General features: G+C 70.7%; 22 protein-coding genes and 1 pseudogene. 11 read left to right on the forward strand and 12 right to left on the reverse strand.

Annotated elements, in window-relative coordinates; all coding sequences use genetic code 11:
• The first annotated feature begins 54 nt into the window (after positions 1–54).
• A complete protein-coding gene (locus ACIBR0_RS01385; RefSeq protein WP_396712045.1) occupies positions 55–618 on the forward strand; it encodes an NUDIX hydrolase in 564 nt (187 codons plus the stop codon).
• A gap of 34 nt (positions 619–652) precedes the next feature.
• On the forward strand, positions 653–1,510 hold the full coding sequence (locus tag ACIBR0_RS01390; protein WP_396712046.1) for an NAD(P)H-binding protein: 858 nt from the start codon (positions 653–655) through the stop codon (positions 1,508–1,510).
• A gap of 30 nt (positions 1,511–1,540) precedes the next feature.
• Here ACIBR0_RS01390 and ACIBR0_RS01395 read toward each other — a convergent pair.
• Positions 1,541–1,724 (reverse strand): annotated as a pseudogene (locus tag ACIBR0_RS01395) (hypothetical protein); the annotation flags it as partial.
• A 50-nt stretch (positions 1,725–1,774) separates the two neighbouring features.
• On the opposite strand from ACIBR0_RS01395, the gene ACIBR0_RS01400 reads away from it, so the two are divergent.
• Positions 1,775–2,944 carry a GNAT family N-acetyltransferase gene (locus tag ACIBR0_RS01400; protein ID WP_396712048.1) on the forward strand — a complete coding sequence of 390 codons (1,170 nt, stop codon included), beginning with the start codon at positions 1,775–1,777 and terminating at the stop codon, positions 2,942–2,944.
• A gap of 27 nt (positions 2,945–2,971) precedes the next feature.
• On the opposite strand, the gene ACIBR0_RS01405 is transcribed toward ACIBR0_RS01400, so the two are convergent.
• Positions 2,972–3,685 (reverse strand): vancomycin high temperature exclusion protein, encoded by a 714-nt coding sequence (locus ACIBR0_RS01405; RefSeq protein ID WP_396712051.1) that lies wholly within the window; start codon positions 3,683–3,685, stop codon positions 2,972–2,974.
• A gap of 103 nt (positions 3,686–3,788) precedes the next feature.
• On the opposite strand from ACIBR0_RS01405, the gene ACIBR0_RS01410 reads away from it, so the two are divergent.
• The 3 genes from ACIBR0_RS01410 to ACIBR0_RS01420 all read left to right on the forward strand — a co-directional run bounded on the left by ACIBR0_RS01410 (position 3,789) and on the right by ACIBR0_RS01420 (position 5,749).
• Positions 3,789–4,058: a hypothetical protein gene (locus ACIBR0_RS01410; protein WP_396712434.1), complete on the forward strand. Its 270-nt coding sequence runs from the start codon at positions 3,789–3,791 to the stop codon at positions 4,056–4,058.
• A gap of 67 nt (positions 4,059–4,125) precedes the next feature.
• Positions 4,126–4,461 (forward strand): YciI family protein, encoded by a 336-nt coding sequence (locus ACIBR0_RS01415; protein WP_396712053.1) that lies wholly within the window; start codon positions 4,126–4,128, stop codon positions 4,459–4,461.
• Positions 4,454–5,749, forward strand: a complete 1,296-nt coding sequence (locus ACIBR0_RS01420) for an RNA polymerase sigma factor (protein ID WP_396712055.1) — start codon at positions 4,454–4,456, stop codon at positions 5,747–5,749. The genes ACIBR0_RS01415 and ACIBR0_RS01420 overlap by 8 nt, the downstream gene beginning before the upstream one ends.
• Here ACIBR0_RS01420 and ACIBR0_RS01425 read toward each other — a convergent pair.
• Positions 5,734–6,459, reverse strand: a complete 726-nt coding sequence (locus ACIBR0_RS01425; protein WP_396712435.1) for a class I SAM-dependent methyltransferase — start codon at positions 6,457–6,459, stop codon at positions 5,734–5,736. The genes ACIBR0_RS01420 and ACIBR0_RS01425 overlap by 16 nt on opposite strands.
• A 198-nt stretch (positions 6,460–6,657) precedes the next feature.
• Entirely contained in the window at positions 6,658–7,020 is a 363-nt protein-coding gene (locus ACIBR0_RS01430; RefSeq protein ID WP_396712058.1) for a PH domain-containing protein, read from the reverse strand.
• 158 nt (positions 7,021–7,178) lie between these two features.
• On the opposite strand from ACIBR0_RS01430, the gene ACIBR0_RS01435 reads away from it, so the two are divergent.
• Complete coding sequence (locus ACIBR0_RS01435; RefSeq protein WP_396712060.1) at positions 7,179–7,580, forward strand: VOC family protein; 402 nt, start codon at positions 7,179–7,181, stop codon at positions 7,578–7,580.
• Positions 7,581–7,651: 71 nt separating this feature from the next.
• On the opposite strand, the gene ACIBR0_RS01440 is transcribed toward ACIBR0_RS01435, so the two are convergent.
• A complete protein-coding gene (locus ACIBR0_RS01440) occupies positions 7,652–7,999 on the reverse strand; it encodes a hypothetical protein (RefSeq protein ID WP_396712061.1) in 348 nt (115 codons plus the stop codon).
• A gap of 156 nt (positions 8,000–8,155) precedes the next feature.
• On the reverse strand, positions 8,156–8,461 hold the full coding sequence (locus ACIBR0_RS01445; protein WP_396712063.1) for a 4a-hydroxytetrahydrobiopterin dehydratase: 306 nt from the start codon (positions 8,459–8,461) through the stop codon (positions 8,156–8,158).
• Positions 8,462–8,644: 183 nt separating this feature from the next.
• On the opposite strand from ACIBR0_RS01445, the gene ACIBR0_RS01450 reads away from it, so the two are divergent.
• On the forward strand, positions 8,645–9,094 hold the full coding sequence (locus tag ACIBR0_RS01450; protein WP_357031132.1) for a (deoxy)nucleoside triphosphate pyrophosphohydrolase: 450 nt from the start codon (positions 8,645–8,647) through the stop codon (positions 9,092–9,094).
• Between the two features lie 158 nt (positions 9,095–9,252).
• Here ACIBR0_RS01450 and ACIBR0_RS01455 read toward each other — a convergent pair whose 3' ends face one another.
• The 6 genes from ACIBR0_RS01455 to ACIBR0_RS01480 form a co-directional block, all read right to left on the reverse strand.
• The gene (locus tag ACIBR0_RS01455) at positions 9,253–10,317 is read right to left on the reverse strand and encodes a succinate dehydrogenase/fumarate reductase iron-sulfur subunit (protein WP_396712065.1); all 1,065 of its coding nucleotides are present in this window, start codon (positions 10,315–10,317) and stop codon (positions 9,253–9,255) included.
• Positions 10,317–12,290 (reverse strand): fumarate reductase/succinate dehydrogenase flavoprotein subunit, encoded by a 1,974-nt coding sequence (locus ACIBR0_RS01460; protein WP_396712067.1) that lies wholly within the window; start codon positions 12,288–12,290, stop codon positions 10,317–10,319. The genes ACIBR0_RS01455 and ACIBR0_RS01460 overlap by 1 nt, the downstream gene beginning before the upstream one ends.
• A gap of 12 nt (positions 12,291–12,302) precedes the next feature.
• Positions 12,303–13,115 (reverse strand): hypothetical protein, encoded by an 813-nt coding sequence (locus tag ACIBR0_RS01465; RefSeq protein WP_396712069.1) that lies wholly within the window; start codon positions 13,113–13,115, stop codon positions 12,303–12,305.
• Between the two features lie 282 nt (positions 13,116–13,397).
• Positions 13,398–14,819: a TldD/PmbA family protein gene (locus ACIBR0_RS01470; protein ID WP_396712071.1), complete on the reverse strand. Its 1,422-nt coding sequence runs from the start codon at positions 14,817–14,819 to the stop codon at positions 13,398–13,400.
• A complete protein-coding gene (locus ACIBR0_RS01475) occupies positions 14,816–16,252 on the reverse strand; it encodes a TldD/PmbA family protein (RefSeq protein ID WP_396712073.1) in 1,437 nt (478 codons plus the stop codon). Before ACIBR0_RS01475 ends, ACIBR0_RS01470 begins: the two co-directional genes overlap by 4 nt.
• A gap of 160 nt (positions 16,253–16,412) precedes the next feature.
• Positions 16,413–16,607: a hypothetical protein gene (locus ACIBR0_RS01480; protein ID WP_396712075.1), complete on the reverse strand. Its 195-nt coding sequence runs from the start codon at positions 16,605–16,607 to the stop codon at positions 16,413–16,415.
• 289 nt (positions 16,608–16,896) lie between these two features.
• On the opposite strand from ACIBR0_RS01480, the gene ACIBR0_RS01485 reads away from it, so the two are divergent.
• The 3 genes from ACIBR0_RS01485 to ACIBR0_RS01495 are packed head-to-tail and all read left to right on the forward strand — an operon-like array spanning position 16,897 to position 20,032.
• Positions 16,897–17,952 (forward strand): ABC transporter ATP-binding protein, encoded by a 1,056-nt coding sequence (locus ACIBR0_RS01485; RefSeq protein WP_396712436.1) that lies wholly within the window; start codon positions 16,897–16,899, stop codon positions 17,950–17,952.
• Entirely contained in the window at positions 17,949–19,028 is a 1,080-nt protein-coding gene (locus ACIBR0_RS01490; protein WP_396712077.1) for an ABC transporter ATP-binding protein, read from the forward strand. The genes ACIBR0_RS01485 and ACIBR0_RS01490 overlap by 4 nt, the downstream gene beginning before the upstream one ends.
• A complete protein-coding gene (locus ACIBR0_RS01495) occupies positions 19,025–20,032 on the forward strand; it encodes an ABC transporter permease (RefSeq protein WP_357034578.1) in 1,008 nt (335 codons plus the stop codon). Before ACIBR0_RS01490 ends, ACIBR0_RS01495 begins: the two co-directional genes overlap by 4 nt.
• Positions 20,033–20,034 lie beyond the last annotated feature (2 nt).

Genomic DNA, 20,034 nt, shown 5'->3' on the forward strand with positions numbered 1-20,034 from the left:
GCCGTCGCCGGCGTATGGCTGGTGGGCATCGACGACGGGTGGTTGGATCTTCGCGTGGAGGATCATTCGACGCGCTCCGCGGACGAGCTGCTGGACATCGTGGACGAGCAGGACCGCGTGGTGGGGCGGGCGCGGCGCGACGAGGCGTACGCGCGCAGGTTGCGGCACCGCGCCGTGTTCGTGCTGGCCCGCGACGCTGCCGGACGAGTCTTCGTGCACCGCCGGACAGCGGACAAGCTCGTCTTTCCGTCGCTCCACGACATGTTCGTCGGTGGCGTGGTCGGTGCGGGCGAATCGTACGACGTGGCAGCGCTGCGCGAGGCCGAGGAGGAGCTGGGGGTGTCCGGGCTGCCCTCACCGGTGCCCCTGTTCAGGTTCCGCTACGAGACACCGGAGCACGCCTGGTGGTCCGCGGTGTACGAGGTGCGGTGCCCGTCGCCGGTGGATCCGCAGCCCGCAGAGGTCGCCTGGCACGCCTTCCTGACCGAGGACGAGCTGGAACGGCGACTCACCGAATGGGCGTGGGTGCCGGACGGCCTGGAGGCGTACCGCCGGCTACGCGAATGGCGGCGACCGGGTGACGACGCCCGGACCGTATCCCCTGCAGCAGGGCCTTGACCTCAAGTGCACTTCAGCTACCAGGATCGTTTTCATGACGCGACGAGACACGATCCTGGTCACCGGGGCGACGGGAAACGTCGGCCGCCATGTGGTGTCCCTGCTCCGGCGGGCCGACGCGCCGGTACGTGCCCTCACCCGTGACCCGCCCGCCGCTCACCTGCCCGGCGACGTCGAGGTCACACGGGGGGACCTCGACGCGCCGGAGTCCCTGGCCGCCGCGGTGGCCGACGCGGGGACGGTGTTCCTGCTCTGGCCGTCGTTCTCGGCCGACGGGGCGGCGGCTGCCGTCGAGGCCGTGACCAGGCACGCCCGCCGGGTCGTCTACCTCTCCGCATTGCAGGCGGGGGACCAGCCGGACAGCGTGTGGGGCACGGTGGAGCGGCTGGTGGAGGCGTCGGGTGTGGACTGGACGTTCCTGCGGTGCGGTGGGTTCGCCACGAACACGCTGGCCTGGGCCGACCGGGTCCGCGCCGAGGGTGTGGTGCGAGCACCGTACGCCGAGGCAGCGCGCTCGCTCATCCACGAGGCGGACATCGCCGAGGTGGCGGTGCGGGCACTGACCGGCGAGGGGCACGCTGGCCGGGCGTACGCGCTGACCGGGCCGGAGGCCGTCACCCAGGCCGAGCAGGCGCACCTCATCGGGGAGGCGATCGGACGACCGGTGCGCTTCGAGGAGCAGTCGGAGGCCGAGGCGCGGGAGGAGTTGCTTGCGGTCTTCGGCGATCCTGCCCTGGTGGACGCGTCGCTCGCCTACTGGCGCGGCCTGGTCACCGAGCCGGAGCCGGTGACGACCACGGTGGCCGAGGTGACCGGGCGACCCGCCCGTACCTACGAACAGTGGGCTCGGGACCACGCGGCCGACTTCGACGGTCCGGTCGCCGCGCGCTGACCCGGCGGCGAGGGAGTGGCGGTGGGACGATCAGAATTCCCGCCAGTCCGGCCATCGTGGTGGGGTGTCCGAGGTCAGGGCGTCGAGCATGACGTGCTCCACCTGGCCCGAGGTCAGCTGGGCAAGCTTCTGCGGGTCGGTGGATGATCATCGTCTGGTTTCGTTCCTGAGGGAGGTCGCGCAGCCACGGTACGACCGTCTCGCGTTCGCCGAGCCTGGTGTCGTGTCGTAATCTGGCCGACTTCGATTCTTCGGGAGGTTGACGTGACCGGGTATCCGCAGGAGGTCGTCCAACGTTTCCACGGCGGCCCGGAGCAACTGGCCGCCGGACTGGTGGGAGAGCCGCCACGTGGTTGGCGGTCCGTCGTCATCGAGGACTACGAGCCGGCGTGGGCGGACCGGTTCGCCACGGCCAGTTCCGCGATCGGTGCGGTCCTGGGCGATCTGGTCCTCGACATCGAACACGTGGGTTCGACCTCCGTGCCCGGCCTGGCGGCCAAGCCCATCATCGACATCGACCTCCTCCTCGAGGACACCACGGACGAGTCCCGCTACGTCCCCGCCCTCGAAGGGATCGGGTACCGCCTCGTGCTTCGGGAGCCGTGGTGGCACGGGCACCGGATGCTCGTCAGCAAGACGGATGACGTCAATCTCCACGTCTGGCCGCAGGGCGCACCCGAACCGACGCGCCACCGGCTCCTTCGCGACTGGCTCCGCTCGCATCCGGAGGACCGGGACCTCTACGCGGCGACCAAGCGGCGCCTGGCGCACGAGACCGCCGAGCGGCCCAGCGACTACAGCCTGGCGAAGAACGACGTCATCGACCAGATCCTGGGGCGGGTCTTCGCGGCCGCCAGCAGACCCTCCGGGACCGACCTCGGCGGTCGACCGGTGCGGGTTCGTACGGCGACCCTCGACGATCTCGGGTCCGTCATCGACGTGCACACGCAGGCGCGGCTGGCCTACTACGAGGCGGGTGGGCTCGCCCCGGAGGCTGTCCGTGACCCGGCGCTGGTGCGGGAACAGCGGAACGGTTGGACCGAGGCGATCCGATCGCCGGTGAAGCGGGTGCTGTGCGCCACCGCCGACGGCGAGATCGTCGGCATCGGCGCGATGGGCCCTCCGCACTCGCCGGACGAGGATCCCGGGGCGGTGGGTCAGCTCTACCAGATCCACGTCCTGCCGGGCCGGTGGGGCAACGGCGTCGGCAGCACCTTGCATGCGGCCTTCGTCAGCTACCTCGCCGAGGCGGCGCTGCATACCGGGCTGTTGGAGGTCTGGGAGCGCAACGCCCGCGCCCGCTCGTTCTACGCACGGCACGGATGGGAGCCCGACGGGCGATCGCGGCCCGGCCCGCTCGGTGCGCCGTACGTCCAGATGCGACTGAGTGTCCCCGGACAGCGGTTGGTCGTTGATCGGCGCAGCCGCCCCTAGCAAGCATCCGTCTCGATCAGTACGGAGTCAGCCGCGCAGGGCGTCCTCGATGCCCGTCTCGCGGCGGCCCAGGTGGACGGGGTCACGGCCCCACAGCACGTCCCAGGCGGCCTTGACGCTGGCGCCGTACTCCCGGCCGGAGCTGATCCGCCAGGTCCGCTCGTGATGCCGGGCCGTCTCGTCGCCCACCCCGATGGCGTCCAGGCCGAGTCGCCGGCACACGGTGACGGCGCGCGGAAGGTGGAACGTCTGCGTCACCACCGTCGCCCGGTCCACGCCGAAGATCCGCTTGGCGCGGGCGCACGAGTCGTACGTGTCGAAGCCCGCATGGTCCCGCACGACCTTGTCGGACGGCACGCCCCGGTCGACCAGCCAGCGCCGCATCGCGCCCGGCTCGTCGTAGTCCGCCTCCATGTTGTCGCCGGACACCAGGATGGCGCGGACCTTGCCGGCGGTGAACAGCCGGTACGCGACCTCCAGCCGGCCGACGAGGAACGGCGACGGGGTCCCGTCCGGGTACACCCGGGTGCCCAGCACCAGGGCGACCGGTGCCTCGGGTACGGCCTCCTCGGTGAAGATGTGTCCCTCGGCGCCGTCGCGGACCCACGCCGCGCTCGCCACGGTGGCGGCGGTCAGGATCGCCACGCCGAGCACGGCCGCCAGCAGCGCGCGGCGCCACCGCCGCCCGCGAGGACCCGCGAGGGTACGGGCTACGGCCTGCAAGGACAGTAGACGCGGCATGCGATCAAGTATGCGTGCGCGTCGGGCCCTAGATCCACTCAAGATCATTGACGTCGGGGTGACGTGGGGGTCAGGAGGCCCCGACTTCAATGACGTCAAGTGGATCCCCGGCGGCGTTCGTTGCTGGTCGGCATCCGAGCGGTCACCGACGCGCCCGGAGCGAACTCCGTCCGCCGTACGCCTGGCTCGGGTCGTGGCGCGGTGGGCGAGCGTGCTCGCCCACACCGACCCCGGCGAGACCACGGTCTCCGCCGAGGACGCGCAGCACCTGCGGCACCGGGTCTTCTGTGACACCCTGCTGCCCGGCGGCCGGCGTTGTTCGCTGCGCGCCGACCACGACGGGCCGTGCACCCGGCTTCCGCCGAGATTCTGACGTCGGGCTGTCCGGAAGGCCGCCCGCCGTTCGTCATGGTGGTGAACAGGCCCGAGAGGAGCACACGATGAAGTACATGATGTTCGTCTGCAGCGACACCGAGCCGGACACCGACCGGTCCGACTGGCCCGACGTCGAGGAGTGGGTGGCCGAGAACGACGCCCGCGGCCGGCGTCTGACGGGCGACGTGCTGGCCGAGACGTCCGCCGCGACCACCGTCCGCGTCCGCAACGGTGAGCTGCTGGTCTCCGATGGCCCCTTCACCGAGACCAAGGAGGTGATCGTGGGGTTCGACCTGCTGGAGTGCGCGGACCTGGACGAGGCGATCGAGGTCGCGCGTACCCACCCGATGGCCCGGCAGGGCCGGATCGAGTTGCGGCCCTTCGCGGACCTGAATGCCTGACCAGGGCGCGGTGGCGACGGCCGCGGAGGCCGTCGCCACCGCCGCCACCGGGTCGTACGCCCGGATCGTCGCCGCACTCATCCGGGTCACCGGGGACTGGACCCTGGCCGAGGACTGCGCCCAGGAGGCGTTGACGCTGGCGTGGCAGCGGTGGCCGGTGGAGGGCGTGCCCACCAACCCGGGCGGCTGGCTGATGACGGTCGCCCGCAACCGGGCGCTCGACGTGCTCCGGCGGGCCACCGTCGAGCGACGCAAGCTGCGTGAGCTGGCGGTGCTCGCGCTGACCGGCCCGGATGACGGGCCGCCGTCGGGGGAGGGGGAGATCGTGGACGACCGGCTGCGGCTCGTCTTCACCTGCTGCCATCCGGCGCTCGCGCTGGAGGCACGGGTCGCGCTGACCCTGCGTACGGTCTGCGGGGTCGCCACGGCGGACATCGCGCGGGCCTTCCTCGTCACGGAGTCGACGATGACCCGCCGGCTCACCCGGGCGAAGACGCGGATCGCGACCGCCGGCATCCCCTACCGGGTGCCGAGCGGGCCGATGCTCGCCGAGCGGCTCCCCGGGGTGCTCGCCGTCCTGTACCTGCTCTTCACCCGAGGCTACGACGCGAACGGCGAGCCGGCCTTCGCCGACGAGGCGATCCGGCTGGCCCGGCTGCTCGACCGGCTGCTGCCGGGGCGGTCCGAGATCGCCGGGCTGCTGGCCCTGTTCCTCCTCCAACACTCGCGGCGGGACGCGCGGCGCGACGCCGAGGGCAACCTGCTCACCCTGGACCGGCAGGACCGCGCCCGCTGGGACCGGACGTCGATCGCCGAGGGTCTGGCCGCCCTGTCCCGCGCGACCGGGGACGGCCCGTACGCCCTCCAGGCCCGGATCGCCGCGCACCACGCCACCGCCCCGTCCGCCGCGGCCACCGACTGGGTCGCGATCGCCGAGGCGTACGACCGGTTGGCCCGGGTGCAGCCCTCACCGGTGGTCGAGCTGAACCGGGCGGTCGCGCACGGCTACGCGTACGGGCCGGCGGAGGGCCTGGCCCTGCTCGCGGCGGCGCGGGCCGGCGGGGGGGCTGGACGCGTACCCGCTGGCGGTCGCCGTCGAGGCGGACCTGACGGCCCGGCGGGGCGACCGTCACCGGGCCGCCGCCCTGTTCCGCCAGGCGGCGGAGGCCCACACGGGCGCCGAACGCCGCGCCCTGCTCGCCCGAGCAGAAACCGAGAAAGAGTGGCAATCCGAGCAGGAATAGCCACTCTTTCCCGGAAACTGCTGCCCGGTCAGGGCTTTCGGTAGACGGACACGTGGGACGTGCTGTTCGTGGTGAAGGGGGACCGGTGCCAGTCGGCGTACCGGTCGGCGAGGCGGAGACCCGCCCGCTCGGCCAGCTCGTCGATCTGGTCCGGCCAGAGGTAGCGCATCGCGAACGGGCGCAGGTGCACCCCCGCACGGTCGAACGTGATGGTCTGCCGGACGAACGTCTGCGCCGCCCGGTCGTACTGGTGCACGCGGATGGTGGCCGAATCCTCGGTCACCGACCGCATGTGGACCTGTTCGTCCCGGTCGAAGTCCGCCGGGTCCGGCACGAACGCCTCGACGACGAACGCGCCACCGGGAGCGAGCACCCGGGCGACGTTGCGGAGGCAGTCCGCCTGCCGCTCGGCCTCGGCCAGGTTGAACAGGGTGTTGAACACCAGGTACGCCAGCCGGTACGGACCCGGCACCGGCACGTCGGCCATGTCGCCGATGACGACCGGAAGGCGGTCGCCGCCGGGCTTGGCGCGCATCTTCGCCACCATCTCCGGTGACGCCTCGACACCATCGACGGCCAGACCGCGTGCGGCCAGTGGCAAGGCGACCCGGCCGGTGCCGATCGCCAGTTCCAGAACCGGGCCGCCGTCGGCCAGGTCGGCGAGGAGGTCGACCGCCGGAGCCGGATTCGGGTTGCCGGGGCCGTCGTAGGTGTCGGCCCAGAGCCGGCCGAAGAGGCCGGGATCGTCGAAGATCGACGTGGTGCGGTCGGTGGTGCGGTCAGTGGCGCCCTCGGGCGCCGGAGTCGCGGGAGTTGACACGAAGCCTCGATTCCGTTCGGTGGGTGACTCCTACCTGGGCGGACCTCGGCGCTAACCTCATCGTCTGCTCCCTCCACTCGGTCTTCGGACCTCACCCAACCCCGGCGGGACGAGACCGGCAACCGGTAAACGTCAACTGATGTGGTGCAGGATCACGTTGTGCACGTGGTGGCTCTTCTGGTCGCCGCGGAACTCCACCTCGTACGTGTGCGTGCCGACGTGGATCGCGATGGCGCCGGTGGAGAAGAACGAACCGCCCCAGGATTTGTTGCTGACCACGCTGACACTGGTGATCTTCGAGTACGGGATGCTGGTGATCGCGTACCGCTTGCCGACGAACGAGCGGTCCTGAATGATCACGCGCCGGTCGGTCAGGCCGATGAAACCGGTGCCGGTCCCGACGGCGTCGTAGACGGCGATGATCTGCTCGCCGTCGAGCAGGCCGCTCTGGATCTGCTGGAACTGCTCCTTGCGGTCGTACGTCGCGTTCGCCATGCGTTCCACGCTAGGCACCGGACGCTAGCGGCCCCGGCGAGCTGCGCGCTCCATCGTTGAATCCGGGGCAACGATCGTGTGCCGATCACGGCTTGGTCGGGATCGCACGGAAGCGGATCGTGATGACGACACCCTCACCGCACCGGAAAGGCCCTCTGATGACCACCGACACCCTGCGCGTCACCGGCTTCGACCACCTCGTGCTCAACGTCTCCGACGTCGAACGCTCCCTCGACTTCTACTGCGGGCCGCTGGGCCTGACCCCGGTGCGCGTCGACGAGTGGCGGGCCGGCCGGGTGCCGTTCCCCTCGGTACGCATCGACGCCGGCACCATCATCGACCTCGTCCGGCGGGATCGGGGTGAGTCCAACGTCGATCACTTCTGCGTGGTGGTCGAGCCGCTGGACTGGGCGGCGGTGGTCGAGTCGGGGACCTTCTCCGTCGTGGAGGGACCGGTCGGGCGGTTCGGCGCGCGGGGCAACGCCACCTCGCTCTACGTGCGTGATCCGGACGGCAACGTGGTGGAGCTTCGCTGGTACCCGCAGGACGTCGCCGGCTGACCGAGCCATCCGCCGGCGGACACGGCGGAGCCCCGCCGGACGGCCGGCGGGGCTCCCGTGCGCCGTGCCGACTACCGGCTGGTGCGCGGGTCGTTGTCGCGGGTGCGGCTGCCCGACTTGGCCAAGCCCCGGCTGACCAGGTAACCGATGGTCAGGAGGGTGATGTACCACCAGGCCTTGTCGGCGGCGAAGTAGTCGCTGCCGTTGTCGGCGGCACCGTCGCCGACGGCGTTGGAGGCGATCAGGACACCGATGACCGACAGCAGGTAGACGGCCAGTTCGGTGGTCTTCCAGGACGGCTTGGTCTCGTCGCCACGCAGGTGGCGGCGGTGCAGGTCGCGACCGTCGTGGTGACCGTCGTGGTGACCGTCGTGCTCGTGGTCGGTCAGCCGCGGGTTCGAGGCGGTGGGCGTCGTCATGGCATCTCCCGAAAAGTAACGAATCAGGGGTTCAGTCCTCTGCGGGCTGGTTGTCTGCTCCCGCGCCGAATCTGTACCCGCGTACTTCTCAGGGAAACCACAGCTTTCCCAGGTTCCTCTCAGGCAGCCGCGCCCTCCGTCAGCCGCCCGCCCGTCTCAGTGCTCGGTCACCGCGCGGTACGCGTCCTCGATGCGGGCCGCCAGCAGGACCTCCCCCTCGGAGAGAGGGGTGCTTCCGTGGCCGACGCGAATCCGGGTCTGGTCGGACCGGCGGCTGATCTCCGGCCGGACACGCAGGGCGTCGGCGACCACCTTGACCCGCTCGGTCAGGGCCGCGTGCTGCGCATCGTCGATCACCAGGGTCCGACTGATCTGCTCTCCCTCGCGGACCCACCCGTTGAGTAAGGTGAGAGCGTCGTTCAGATAGTCGCGCTTGACCCGGCCGCTGAAGAGCACGCGCATCACCGCACCTCCCAGGCGTCGTTGCCGGCTTGTGGCCAAATCGTCGCCGTCCCGTGTCTTGTCGGTGTTCTACAGTCTGTCGTCGGGCAGACGGTGTGTCCACGCCCACACTTCCGGGTTCTCCTGACCTGACGGTCGGTCGCGGTACCCAAACCGCCTATTGATCTGGCACGCTGGACGGCCGTGTGGACCGAACGGGCTAACGGCGGTAGGCAGGCCGAACGACGGGACCTGAAGGTCATCGTCGGGGCGGCGATCATCAAGGACGGTCGGGTCCTCGCCTGTGCCCGTTCCGCGCCGCCCGAGGTGGCGGGCATGTGGGAGTTCCCCGGTGGGAAGGTCGAGCCGGGCGAGAGCGAGACCGCCGCGCTGGCCCGGGAGTGCGCCGAGGAACTCGCCGTACGCGTGGAGGTCGGCGAGCGGGTCGGGCGCAACGTCCGGATGGCCCACGGCCGATCCGTGCTCAAGGTGTACGCGGCCCGCCTGCTCCACGACGACCAGCCGCAGGCCCTGGAGCACTCGGCGCTGCGCTGGCTCTCCGCCGCCGAACTCGACTCGGTCACCTGGCTCCCCGCCGACGCTCCCATCGTCGCCGCCCTCCGCCCCCTCCTCGAAGCCCCGCCGCATCCCTAGCCGCGCCACGATCACGCACGAACAGAGACGTAGTGGCCTCGACAAGCCCGCGAGGCCACTACGTCATGGTTCGAGCGCGATCTCGCCGCGCCGCACCGGGGGAACGGGAACGGGGGCCGGCGGCGTGTGCCGCGGCCCCCGTCGTGGTTCTGTGCCCGTCAGTGCTTGTCCTGCTCCGGGTGGGCGAAGTTCAGGTGCTCCGGAGGCAGCGGGAAGGTCACGTCGTCGCCGAACGGCGAGGGCGCCGCCGCGCGGTCGAAGGTGAGCTCCGTCAGCGGCAGCTTGCCGCGGTCGTCGACCGCCGGAGCCGTCGGGTGCGGCACCTCGCGGTGCCAGTTGACACCCGCCTGCGCCTGCGCCTCCGCCCGCGGGTCGTGGGAACCGCCCGCGTGCGAGTGCACGCCGGCGGGCCCGCCGCCCGAGTGCGCGGTGCCGCTGGAATGCCCGCTGGTCACGCTGGTCTGAGGCACCTGACCCCTCCGAAAGATCTTGCTACCAAGCCACACAAGGGGATCATACTTGCGGTCGACGACCCGCTCCTTCATGGGGATGATCCCGTTGTCGGTGATCTTGATGTGCTCCGGGCAGACCTCCGTGCAGCACTTGGTGATGTTGCAGAACCCGAGACCCTGCTCGGCCTGCGCGTACTCCTTGCGGTCGTCCCGCGCGTCCAGCGGGTGCATGTCCAGCTCGGCCGCCCGGATGAAGTAGCGCGGCCCGGCGAACGCCGTCTTGTTCTCCTCGTGGTCGCGGACCACGTGGCAGACGGTCTGGCACAGGAAACACTCGATGCACTTGCGGAACTCCTGCGACCGCTCCACGTCCACCTGCTGCATGCGGTAGTCGCCCGGTGCGACGCCCGGCGGCGGCGCGAAGGCCGGCGTCTCCCGGGCCTTCTCGTAGTTGAACGACACGTCGGTGACCAGGTCCCGGATGATCGGGAAGGTCCGCAGGGGCGTCACCGTGATCGTCTCGTCCTCGGTGAACGTCGACATCCGCGTCATGCAGCTGAGCTTCGGCTTGCCGTTGATCTCCATCGAGCAGGAGCCGCACTTGCCGGCCTTGCAGTTCCACCGGCAGGCGAGATCCGGCGCGTCGGTGGCCTGCAGACGGTGGATCACGTCGAGGACGACCTCGCCCTCGTTCACCTCGACCGTGTAGTCCTGCAGGTCACCGCCGCTCTCGTCACCCCGCCAGATGCGGAACTGGCGCTTCGTACCCATCAGAGGTTCTCCTTCTCGGCGGCGGCGTCAGCGGCGGCGGCGTCGGTGGCGATGAGGGCGTCGAACTCCGCCAGTTCCTCGTCGGTCAGGTACTTGCCCAGCTCCGTGCGGTCGAAGAGGCCGATCAGCTCCGAGCGCATCTTCGGCAGCGGCTTGCGCTCCAGGCGCACGGTGTCGCCTTCCAGTGAGCAGACCAGGTTGACCCGCCGCCACGCCGGATCCATCGCGGGGTGGTCCTCCCGGGTGTGCCCGCCGCGGGACTCCTGCCGCTCCAGCGCCGCCTTCGCGGTGCACTCCGAGACCACCAGCATGTTGCGCAGGTCCAGGGCGAGGTGCCAGCCCGGGTTGTAGCGCCGGCCACCGGACGCGCTCACCTTGGCTACGCGCTCGCGCAGCTCCGCCAGCCTGTGGAGCGCGTCGACCAACTCGTTCTCGCGCCGGATGATCCCGACCAGGTCGCCCATCACGGCCTGGAGGTCCTGCTGCAGGGTGTACGGGTTCTCGCCGGTGTCCCGCTGCAACGGCGCCAGCGCCGTCTCCACCGCGGCCTCGACCGCGGCCACCGGCACCTTCGGGCGTCCGCTCAGGCCGTCGGCGTACGACGCGGCGTGGCCGCCCGCCCGCTTGCCGAAGACCAGCAGGTCGGACAGGGAGTTGCCACCGAGCCGGTTGGAGCCGTGCATGCCGCCGGAGACCTCACCCGCGGCGAACAGCCCACGGACGTGACCGAAGGCGGCGCCCGAGTCCGGGTCGACCTCCACGCCACCCATCACGTAGTGACAGGTCGGACCGACCTCCATCGGCTCCTTGGTGATGTCGACGTCGGCCAGCTCCTTGAACTGGTGGTACATCGACGGGAGGCGCCGGCGGATCTCCTCGGCCGGCAGGCGGCTGGCGATGTCCAGGTAGACGCCGCCGGCGGGGGTGCCCCGACCGGCCTTGACCTCGCTGTTGATCGCGCGGGCGACCTCGTCACGCGGCAGCAGCTCCGGGGGACGCCGGTTGTTGTCGGCGTCCTTGTACCAGCGGTCGGCCTCGGCCTCGTTGTCCGCGTACTGCTTGCGGAAGACGTCGGGGACGTAGTCGAACATGAACCGCTTGCCCTCGGAGTTCTTGAGGACACCGCCGTCACCACGCACCGACTCGGTGACCAGGATGCCCTTCACCGAGGGCGGCCAGACCATGCCGGTCGGGTGGAACTGGAGGAACTCCATGTTGATCAGGGTCCCGCCGGCGCGCAGCGCCAGGGCGTGCCCGTCACCCGTGTACTCCCAGGAGTTCGAGGTGACCTTGTAGGACCGGCCCACACCGCCGGTGGCCAGCACCACGGCCGGCGCCTCGAAGAGGACGAACTCGCCGGACTCCCGGTAGTAGCCGAACGCGCCGGCGATCCGGTCGCCGTCCAGGAGCAGCTCGGTGATCGTCGTCTCGGCGAACACCTTGATCCGGGCGTCGTACGAGCCGAGGTCCCGCTTGTCCTCCTGCTGGAGGGAGACGATCTTCTGCTGGAGGGTGCGGATCAGCTCCAGGCCGGTGCGGTCGCCGACGTGCGCCAGACGCGGGTACTCGTGGCCACCGAAGTTGCGCTGCGAGATCCTGCCGTCCTTCGTACGGTCGAACAGCGCACCGTACGTCTCCAGCTCCCAGATGCGCTGCGGCGACTCCTTCGCGTGCAGCTCCGCCATCCGGAAGTTGTTGAGGAACTTGCCACCGCGCATGGTGTCGCGGAAGTGCACCTGCCAGTTGTCCCGGCTGTTGACGTTGCCCATCGCGGCGGCGGCGCCGCCCTCGGCCATCACCGTGTGCGCCTTGCCGAAGAGCGACTTCGAGATGATCGCGGTCTTCTTGCCGGCGAGCCGGGCCTCGATCGCCGCCCGCAGCCCGGCGCCGCCGGCCCCGATGACGACGACGTCGTAGTGGTGTCGTTCGATTCGCGTGGTGGAACCCGTGTCAGGTCGCGAGGAAGTTGTCATGTCAGGGGCCCTCTAGTTGATGAAGCGCAGGTCGCTGAACCAGCCGGCGGAGACGGCCATGATGTAGAAGTCGGTGAAGATCACCGTGAACAGCGACGTCATGGCGAACGTGCCGTGCCGGACGTTCAGCTTCGACACGAAGGTCCAGAGGCGGTACCGCAGCGGGTTCTTCGAGAAGTGCTTGAGACGGCCGCCCATGACGTGTCGGCAGGCGTGGCAGGAGGCCGTGTAGCCGGCGAGCGCCACGATGTTGACCAGGATGATCAGCGTGCCCAGGCCGAAGCCGAAACCGCCGTCCGGCCCGCGGAACGCCAGGACGGCGTCGTAGATGTTCACCAGCAGGATCAGCGCCGCCAGGTAGAAGAAGTAGCGGTGCCAGTTCATGACGAACAGGGGGAACCGGGTCTCACCGCTGTACGACTTGTGTGGCTCGTTGACCGCACAGGCCGGCGGGGACGCCCACAGCGACCGGTAGCCGGCCTTGCGGTAGTAGTAGCAGGTCACCCGGAAGCCAGCCACGATCGGGAAGGCGATGATCCCGAGCGGAACGAAGAACGGGAAGTCGCCGAGCGGGGTGCCGAAGTGCGCCGAGCCCGGTACGCACTCGTTGGAGATGCAGGGCGAGTAGAGCGGCGTCAGGTAGTGGTAGTCCTCGACGTAGTACCACTTCGCCATGAAGATGCGGATCGTCGAGTAGACGATGAAGAAGAGCAGGATCGCGGCGATGATGAGGGGCTGAACCCACCAGCGGTCCGTGCGCAACGTCCTCGCCGTGATGGCGGCGCGCGGACGCGCTCCTCCCGGCTTCGTTGCCGTTGATGTCATTCGAGTCGTCTCCCTGACGGGGCCCTCACGGGCGGCGGATCAAGTTCCGGTAGGCAACCGGACCGGCGAACCCGCACCCGCTTGCCAACGTCATGCGCACACCAACGACCGCACCGGTGATACGGCGCAGCTAAGTGACACACGTTACGCCGATCTCCGCGGGCCGTCCGCGCAAGGGAGTGTCCCGTGTGTCCGGGCCGGGGAAAACCCCTCGGGCGATGATCGATGTCCGGATGTTAAGAAGTTCACTGGACGCCGATGACTCCCGCGCGGACGGACGGGTCAGCCGGAGGCGCCCCCGGTGAAGTTCCACGACGAGAGCCGCAGCGACGGCGCCTCCCACCAGACACCGTCGAACCGGTCCGGCTGTCGGACCGCGTGCCGCCCGAGACCCAGCACCGCGCCCGGGCCGAGAGCCCGCGGGTACGACTCGGTGAAGCGCAGGTCGCGGACCGCCCGGGTGACCGTCCCGTCCTCGACCAGCCAGACCCCGTTGCGCGTCAGGCCGGTGACCACCAGGGTCTTCGGGTCGAGGACCCGCGTGTACCAGAGGTCGCTGACCAGGAGTCCACGGCGCACCCCCGCCAGCAGTTCGGCGGTGTCCCCGTCGGCGACGGCGCCCGCGAGGCCGGCCGCCCCGGGCGGCGTGCCGGCCGCACCGGGCGCGTCCGTCGAGCCCCGGGCGTCGGCGCCGGAGGCGGTGGACAGGCGCAGGTTGCGGGGCATCGGCCCTGAGGTGGCCGCACCCGGCGTGGCGTGGCCGGTGGAGGTCGCGCCGACCTCGGCGGCGGTACGCCGGTCGTGCGCCACGCCCCGGGTGGTCCCCGCGTCGACCAGGGTTAGCGCCTCGCGCGGGGTGCCCTCGACGTCGAAGGGCAGCCCGGAGGCCCCGAGCGGGTCGTCCACCAGGGTCACCGACGGATCGAACTGCGCCGCGCCCGGCTCCGCGAAGGACTGGCGCTCGGCGTACCGCTTGCCGTTGAAGCCGTACCAGGAGAGGTTCTGGAGGAGGTCGGCCACGGCGGCTGACTCCAGCACCACCTCGTACCGGCCGGGTGGCAGCTCGACCGGGTCGGCGGCGGCGCGGGCCTTGGCGGACGCGCGCGCCCCGAGGGCCGCGCCGTCGAGGTCGGCGAGCCGGTCCGCGCACAACCGGGCCACCCCGTCCGCGCTGCCGCTGCGGGCGATCCCGTCCATCGCCGCCTCGGCCGTACGGTCCGACGCGGAGTGGCCGGTCGAGTTGGCGAACGCCGCCGACCGGTACGCGGTGCGGCAGTAGCCGGCGCTCTCCAGCCCGCCGGCCGCCGCGACGAAGGCGCGGACCCGTTCGGCGCGCTCGTCCGGGTCCGCGTACGCGGTGGCCTCGTCGAAGGCCGTGGTGGACGGTGTCGGCGCGGGCGGGGTGAGCCCCGGCCACGCCGGGTCCGGCGGGCAGAGCCGTGCGGCGGCGAGAGTGCGCTCGACCAGCGCCCGCAGCCCGTCGGGGGTGACCACGCTGCCGCCGCCGGCCGCCGTGCGCCCGTCGACGTGCAGCCGCAGCCGCACCGAGACGCCGGACTCGGCGACGTTCTGGTGGATGAACGAGTTGGCGAAACGGGTCAGGGCCAGGTCGCTGCGCAGCACCGTGGCCTCCGCCTGTGCGCCCGGGCCGCCGAGGCGACGGACCAGCTCCATCACCTGCCCCGCGAGGTCCAGCTCGGTCATGCACGCACCCCCACCCGGACGTTGCGGAAACGCGCCGGGGCCGCCGGGTGCCCGGTGTGCCCGACCTGGCCGGGTTGGCCCTTGCCGCAGTTCGGTGTGCCCCAGGCGACCGTTTCGCCGGAGAGCATGTCCATCGAGCGCCAGAAGAGCGGGCCGATGCCGGTGTACGTCGGGTTGCGCAGCATCCGTCCCCGCTTCCCCTTCTTGATCTCCCACCCGACCTCGCAGCCGAACTGGAAGTTGAGCCGTTTGTCATCGATGGACCAGGACCGGTTGAGGTCCATCAGCACCCCGTCGTCGGTGGCCGCGATGATCTCCTCCAGCGTGTGCGGGCCCGGTTCCAGGCCGACGTTGGTCATCCGCACCATCGGCAGCCGGGCCCACCCGTCGGCGCGGACACTGCCGCCGTAGTCGAGACCGGCCACCGAGGCCGAGTCGCGGCCGGCGAGGACACCCACCCAGCGCCCCTCGCGGACCGCGTCACGCTTCACCGCCGGGGAGCCCTCGTCGTCGAAGCCGAAGCTGCCCAGCGCGCCCGGGATGGTCGGGTCGATGGTGATCGTCATCAGGTCCGAGCCGTAGCGCAGCGAGCCCAGCTGGGCCAGGTCCAGCCAGGAGGTGCCGGCGAACGCGGCCTCCCAGCCGAGGATTCGGTCCAGCTCGATGGCGTGGCCGACCGACTCGTGGATCTGCAGTGCGAGCTGCTCGCCGCCGAGGATCAGGTCCGTCTCGCCAGCCGGACAGAGCGGCGCGGTCAGCAGCGCGCGGGACTCGTCGGCGATCTCCGCGGCGTGCGCGGTCAGGTCGAGCGACTCCACCAGCTCCCAGCCGGTGGTGCCGTACTGGCCCCGGTAGCTCGGGTAGGACCGGCGTTGTGTCTCGCCGTCGCCGATGGAGGTCGCCGAGATGCCGCCCCCGCACTCCCGGATGCGCTGGTCGATCCGGTGGCCCTCGCTGGAGACGAACCACTTGTCGGTGTCCCAGATCTGGTAGAGCCCCTCGGCGTGGTCGGCTCCGTGCTCGACGATCGTCTTCGTCGCCTCGACGAGCAGGTCGCCCTTGGTCGACAGCGGGACGGTGAGCGGGTCCACCGTGCACGGGGAGGACCAGCTCGCCACGGCCGCCGCGCTCGGCACCAGGTCGATCGCGGGACCGGGGACCCGCGCGCTCGCGGCGGCGATGCGCGCGGCGCGCCGGCCGGCGTCGCGGGCCGCGGCGTCCGACAGGTCGGGTACGGCGTGGAAGCCCCAACTCGACCCGACCAGCGCGCGGACGCCCAGCCCGATGCTCTCGTCCTGGGTCAGCTCCTCGATGTCGCCGTTGCGGGCGGACATCGACTCGTAGCGGCGGTGCATCACCCGGGCGTCGGCGTACCGTGCTCCGGCGTCGAGGGCGGCCTGGACGGCGGCGGACGCCGCTTCGAATCCGCTCACGACGGCACTCCGCTTCGCTCCGTGCCGTCGTGAGGCACCGCCGGACCGCGTCGATGATTCGCTCGCTGGCGCTCGCTCATGCGCCCGACCCTAGGCGAGCGCACCGACATCCGTCAGGCGAGAAGCTCGTCCGGTCGGATCGATGCCCGTACCGGCTCCGTCAACTCCAACGTCTCACCGCGCTTCGCCGAGGCGTGCTCGACATAGTGCGTCCCTGGCGTCGGTGCAGGTGCAGCGCGCCGGTCACCTGATCGACCAGGAGACACCAGTCGATACCCGCAGCGGCGTAGTAGTGCATCTTCAGCACCTTGTCGGTGGCGGCGTTGCCGGGAGAGATGATCTCGCCTCGGTCCACGGACCCTCGTGGTCGAACACCGCCGCGGTCATGGTCACCTCCACCTCGCCCAACCGAAATCCTCTCCTGACTGTCGCCACCACCGTCGCACCCACGGTCCGCCCTGTCGGCGGTGTTTGAGGGTGTCCGAGGCGTTGTCGAGTCGTTACGCTGTGGCCCGCTGACAGCGCCGCGGATGTAGCTTATTTTCACCCTCTGGTTTCTGTTGTAGGTTCCCTACATCTCACGGAGGGAGGCGGTCGTGGGCAGCCCCGAGTCGACGCCGTCCGGTAGTCCGGACCGCCCCGCCGTGCCGGAGCCGCGCTCCGGCGACGGCCCCTACCTCCGGGTCGACGACCTACGGGTTCGCTTCGACACCGAGGACGGCGTGGTCCGCGCGGTCGACGGGGTGTCGTTCGCCGTCGAGCGGGGACGGACCCTCGGCATCGTCGGCGAGTCCGGGTCGGGCAAGAGCGTGACCTCGCTGGCCATCCTCGGCCTGCACGACCCGAAGCGCGCCACCGTCACCGGTGAGATCTCCGTCGGAGGCCGCCAGCTGGTCGGCCTGCCGGAGGAGGAGGTGCGCCGGCTGCGGGGTCGGGATGTGGCGATGATTTTTCAGGATCCGTTGTCGGCGTTGCATCCGTACTACTCGGTGGGGCGGCAGGTCGCGGAGGCGTATCGGGTGCATCATCCGGGGGCGGGTCGTCGTGAGGCGCGGCAGCGTGCGGTGGACATGTTGGGTCGGGTGGGGATTCCGCAGCCTGCCCGGCGTTTTGATCAGTATCCGCATGAGTTTTCGGGTGGGATGCGGCAGCGGGCGATGATCGCGATGGCGTTGGTGAATGATCCGGATCTGGTGATCGCTGATGAGCCGACCACGGCGTTGGATGTGACGGTGCAGGCGCAGATTTTGGATTTGTTGGCGGATCTGCAGGCGGAGTTCGGGTCGGCGATCATTTTGATCACGCACGATCTGGGTGTGGTGTCGCAGGTCGCCGATGACATGTTGGTGATGTACGGGGGGCGGGCGGTCGAGTCCGGGAGTGTGGAGCAGGTGTTGCGGCGGCCGCAGCATCCGTACACGTGGGGCCTGTTGTCCAGCGTGCCGTCGTTGCACGGTGACGCGGACGCGGATCTGGTGCCGATCGCGGGTAACCCCCCGTCGTTGATTGATCTGCCGTCGGGGTGTGCGTTTCATCCGCGGTGCCGCTACGCCGGCCGTAACGGTGACCGGTCCCGCACCGAGGTTCCGCAGTTGCGTCCGGCGGGCGCGCCGGGGCATCTGGTGGCCTGTCACCTGCCGGCCGAGGAGCGGACCCGCCTGTATGCCGAGGACGTCGCCCGGGTGGGGGTGGCCCGATGAGCGCCGAGACCGGCGAGCCGCTGGGCGCTGTCGCGCCGGCGCCGCCCAGCGGCGAGCCGCTGCTGCGGGTGCGGGGGTTGAGCAAGCATTTCCCGGTGCGGGAGGGTTTCGGTCGTGCCGGTCTGGTGCGGGCGGTCGACGGGGTGGACTTCGAGGTGCGGGCCGGGCAGACGTTGGGTCTGGTGGGGGAGTCCGGTTGTGGGAAGACGACCACGGGTCGGATGCTGGTGCGGTTGCTGGAGCCGACGGCGGGCAGTATCGAGTTCGCCGGGCGGGACATCACGCGCGCGGGGCGGCGGGAGTTGCGGCCGTTGCGGCAGGACCTGCAGATCATCTTCCAGGACCCGTACGCGTCGTTGAACCCGCGGCACACCGTGGGGCGGATCGTGGCGATGCCGTTGCAGGTCAACGGGATCACTCCACCCGGCGGGGTCCGCAAGCGGGTGCAGGAACTGTTGGAGCTGGTCGGGTTGAACCCGGAGCACTACAACCGGTATCCGCACGAGTTCTCCGGCGGTCAACGGCAACGCATCGGGATCGCCCGCGCCCTGGCGCTGCGTCCGAAGCTGATCGTGGCCGACGAACCCGTCTCGGCGTTGGACGTCTCCATCCAGGCGCAGGTGGTCAACCTGCTCCGCGACCTGCAACGCGACCTCGGGCTGGCGTTCGTGTTCATCGCCCACGACCTGGCCGTGGTCCGGCACTTCTGCCACCGGGTGGCGGTCATGTACCTGGGACGGATCGTGGAGATCGGCGACCGCGACGACATCTACCACCGCCCGCAGCACCCCTACACCCGGGCACTGCTGTCAGCGATCCCCGACGTCACCCGCCTCGGCCCCGCCGGACGGATCCGACTCACCGGCGACGTCCCCACACCCCTGGACCCACCCACGGGCTGCCGCTTCCGCACCCGCTGCTGGAAAGCCCGCGACATCTGCGCCACCGACGAGCCCACCCTGACCCCCCGCGACGGCGGACACCAGGCCACCGCCTGCCACTTCCCCGAAACCGGACCACTCACCGCCGGTGCCGACGCGACCGGCACGGACGCCGTCGAGGAGGTGGCGAGATGAGCCTGTCGCCGGTGGAGGGCGAGACCCGGGCGGAGATCGGGACCGAGCCCGCGGTGAGTCCCGACGAGCGGAAGACGTTCGTGGGCCGGTCACCGGGGCAACTGGCCTGGGCCCGGTTGCGGCGCGACCGGACCGCGATGGTCAGCGGATGCGTGCTCGTCGTCCTCGTGACGATGGCCCTCGCCGCGCCGCTGATCTCACGGCTGTACGGCGTCGGCCCGAACGAGCAGTTCCAGCAGTTGCTCGACGGGAACGGGATGCCGCTCGGCTACGCGGGCGGCATCACCGGGGACCACTGGTTCGGGCTGGAGCCCCGACTGGGCCGGGACATCTTCATCCGCATGATCTACGGCATGCGGACGTCGCTGTCCATCGCGTTCGCCGCCGCACTGGTCACGACGACCATCGGCGTGATCACGGGCATCCTCGCCGGTTACCTGGGCGGGGCCGTCGACGCCGTGCTCAGTTGGATCACCGACGTGGCGCTCGCCCTGCCCTTCCTGATCTTCGCGCTGGCCGTGGTGCCGACCGTGGCGCTGCGCTTCTACGGCGCCCGGGAGGAGGTGCCGGCGTGGTTCCAGGTGACGGTGCTGATCGCGATCTTCGCGGTCTTCAGCTGGACCAGCACCGCCCGACTGGTCCGGGGTCAGGTGATCTCGCTGCGGGAACGGGAGTTCGTGGAGGCGGCCCGGGCCAGCGGCGCGGGGCTGGGGCACATCATGTTCCGCCAGTTGCTGCCGAACCTGTGGGCACCCGTCCTGGTCGCGTTCTCGCTGGCGGTGCCGCAGTACATCACCGGCGAGGCCGCGCTGTCCTTCCTGGGCATCGGCATCCTCGAACCCACCGCCGACTTCGGTCGGATGATCTTCCAGAGCATCCCGTACCTCCAGACCGACCCGGCGTACGTCCTCTTCCCCGGCGTGACGATCTTCCTCCTGGTGCTCGCCTTCAACCTGTTCGGTGACGCGCTGCGCGACGCGCTCGACCCGAAGTCCTCCCGGTAGGG

Origin of the sequence: Micromonospora sp. NPDC049497 (assembly GCF_044465805.1) — a bacterium.
In the GTDB taxonomy this organism is placed as follows: Bacteria; Actinomycetota; Actinomycetes; order Mycobacteriales; family Micromonosporaceae; genus Micromonospora.